The organism is Streptomyces colwelliae (assembly GCF_048158785.1).
GTDB lineage: Bacteria > Actinomycetota > Actinomycetes > Streptomycetales > Streptomycetaceae > Streptomyces.
This window is the reverse complement of record NZ_JBLTJC010000669.1, coordinates 1-2,746: the sequence shown is the minus strand read 5'-3', so window position 1 is coordinate 2,746 and position 2,746 is coordinate 1. Positions and strand designations below refer to the sequence as shown.

Genomic DNA, 2,746 nt, shown 5'->3' with positions numbered 1-2,746 from the left:
GCGGAGTGCAGCGAACTGTCGTGCGCCAGCGCGCAGTCGAGACGCCTTATGGTCTCGTCCGGCAACTCGAAGGAGTTCAGGGCACGGCCGAGGAGTCGCGCGAGGTGCTCCTCCGGAGACTCGGGCGCGGGGGTGCGGGTGGAGCGGTGCTACGACGTGGAGGACGCCGAGACGCTGCTGCTCGGGCACGAGGGGCGGCACGGGGAGCCGCGGTCGGCGGCGGCCGCGCTGGCCCGGTTGCGGGGCGGGGCCGTACCGCCGGATCCGCCGCAGCGGGCCGCCGAACCCGGCGCGCAGCCCTCGCTCTTCGAGCCGCAGAGCGTCCATCTCCCCCTGACCGACCTGCTCGCCGTGTACGCCGGGCAGCAGCGGCGGCACGACGCCGCCACGCACCCCGACCGGATGCGGCTGCTCACCGCCTCCGAGTCGGCCGGGATGCTGGTCGCCGCCGAGATGAACCGGGCGGGGCTGCCCTGGAGCGCCGACGTGCATCGGGAGATGCTGCACGAGTTGCTGGGTGACCGGTATGCGGGCGGCGGGGAGCCGCGACGGCTCGCCGAGCTGGCGGACGAGGTGTCCGTCGCCTTCGGGAGACGCGTGCGGCCCGATCTGCCGGCGGATGTGGTCAAGGCGTTCGCCGAGGCCGGAATCAAGGTCAAGTCCACCCGGCGCTGGGAGATCCAGTCCCTCGACCACCCGGCCGTGAAGCCGCTGCTGGAGTACAAGAAGCTGTACCGGATCTGGGTGGCCCACGGGTGGTCCTGGCTACAGGACTGGGTGCGGGACGGGCGGTTCCGGCCGGAGTTCCTCGCGGGCGGGACCGTCACCGGGCGCTGGGTCACCAACGGCGGGGGCGGGCTCCAGATCCCCAAGGTCATCCGGCGTGCCGTGGTCGCCGACCCGGGCTGGCGGCTCGTCGTCGCCGACGCCGACCAGATGGAGCCGCGCGTCCTCGCCGCGATCTCCCGCGACCCCGGGCTGATGGAGGTGGCCGGCCGGGCCACCGACCTCTACCAGTCCGTGTCCGACCGCGCCTTCTCCGGCGACCGCGACCAGGCCAAGATCGCCGTACTCGGCGCGGTCTACGGCCAGACCTCCGGCGACGGTCTCAAGAACCTCGCCGCGCTCAGACGGAGGTTCCCGAAGGCGGTGGCGTACGTCGACGATGCCGCGCGGGCGGGCGAGGAGGGGCGGCTCGTACGGACCTGGCTGGGGCGGACCTGCCCGCCGGTGGCCGGGGGCGAGGACGCGGGAGAGGAGGCGGGCATCCCTCAGGACGATCCCGTCGCGGCCCCCGCCGACCAGGGCTGGGTACCCGGTTACGCCTCCACCAACTCCCGCGCCCGGGGCCGTTTCGCCCGCAACTTCGTCGTCCAGGGCAGCGCGGCGGACTGGGCCCTCCTCATGCTGGCCGCGCTCCGGCGGTCCTGTGCGGAGCTGGCGGCCGAGCTGGTCTTCTTCCAGCACGACGAGGTGATCGTGCACTGTCCCGAGGAGGAGGCCGGGACGGTGGCCGCCGCGATACAGGAGGCGGCCGACCTCGCCGGGCGGCTGACGTTCGGGGAGACGCCGGTGCGGTTTCCCTTCACCGTGGCGGTGGTCGAGTGCTACGCCGACGCCAAATAGGGCCTACGGCTGCGGTACGCGAGGCTTAAGACTGCGGTGCGCAAGGCTTACGGCTGCGGTGCGCAAGGCTTAAGGCTGCACTGGTCGACGCGCGTCACGCTGCGACAACAGCTCGCCGAGTTCCTGGACCACGGCCTTCTCGTCCGTCCCGTCGAGTGCGTCGAGGGCTGCCCGCCATTGGTCGTACGCCTCCTGCTCGCGGCCCTGTTCCCGTAGCAGCAGGCCGAGTTGGTGCCGGGCGAGGCCACCCATGTAGCGGTCGGCGCGGGCGTCCGCGCGGCGGAGGAGTTCGGCGCACTCTGCGGCAGCGCGTTCGGTGTCGGCGCGTTCGGTGTCGGCGCGTTCGGTACGGCCGAGGAGACGGAGGGCGCGGACCAGTCCGAGGCGGGTCTGCGACTCGCCGTGCCAGTCGCCGTGGCCGCCGAGGATGCGCAGGCTCTCCTCGAAGTGCGGTACGGCGGCGGCCGGTTCGCCGAGGGTGAGGTGGGCGTAGCCGATGTTGCAGTGCGCGGAGTGCTGCACGATGACGGCGCCGATCTCGTCGCCGATGGCCAGGGAACGGCGGTGCTGCTCGATGGCGGCGCGTGGGTCGGTGTGCTCGTACAGGTTGCCGAGGTGGCTGTGGGTCACCGCCTCGCCGTACGGGTCGTTCAACTGCCGTGAGTGGGCGAGGCTTTGACGAAGGGCGACGCCTGACTCGGCGTAGCGGCCCAGGCCTTCGAGGAGCAGGCCGCGGTTGTTGAGGCAGCGGCGGATCCAGGAGACCACGTCGAGCCGCCACCAGATCGCCAGCGCCTCGTCGTTGAGAACGAGGGCCTCGTTCTGCCGGCCGGTCAGGAAGTGCAGTCCGGCGAGATCCCCCAGCGCGTACGCCTCCGCCGCCGCGTCCCCGAGCCGCCGCGCCGCGCCGAGAGCGGCCCGGCCGAGCACCTCCATCTCGGCGACACGGCCACTGCGCAGGACGTAGGGGAAGAGGAGCCGGACGAGGGTCGAGACGTGGGCGGTCCGGCGGAGATCGGGATCCGAGGTGTCGTGGTACCGGGTCACCAGCGCCACCACGTTCTCCAGCTCCAAGTCACCCCAGGCGAAGGCGTCTTCGGGGCGGGGGAAGGGGGTGGTG

Annotated in this window: 2 protein-coding genes; one reads left to right on the top strand and one right to left on the bottom strand. The window is 72.7% G+C overall.

Annotation, left to right across the window (positions count from 1 at the left end; all coding sequences use genetic code 11):
• Positions 1-48 precede the first annotated feature (48 nt).
• Entirely contained in the window at positions 49-1,626 is a 1,578-nt protein-coding gene (locus tag ACNFOC_RS52940; RefSeq protein WP_416966104.1) for a bifunctional 3'-5' exonuclease/DNA polymerase, read from the top strand.
• A gap of 69 nt (positions 1,627-1,695) precedes the next feature.
• On the opposite strand, the gene ACNFOC_RS52935 is transcribed toward ACNFOC_RS52940, so the two are convergent.
• On the bottom strand, positions 1,696-2,746 hold a 1,051-nt coding region (locus ACNFOC_RS52935; protein WP_416966103.1), incomplete at its 5' end, for a tetratricopeptide repeat protein.

Excerpts from the sequence above, each read along its gene's own strand:
- ACNFOC_RS52940 (WP_416966104.1), top strand. The coding sequence starts at position 49 with ATGGTCTCGTCCGGCAACTCGAAGGAGTTCAGGGCACGGCCGAGGAGT.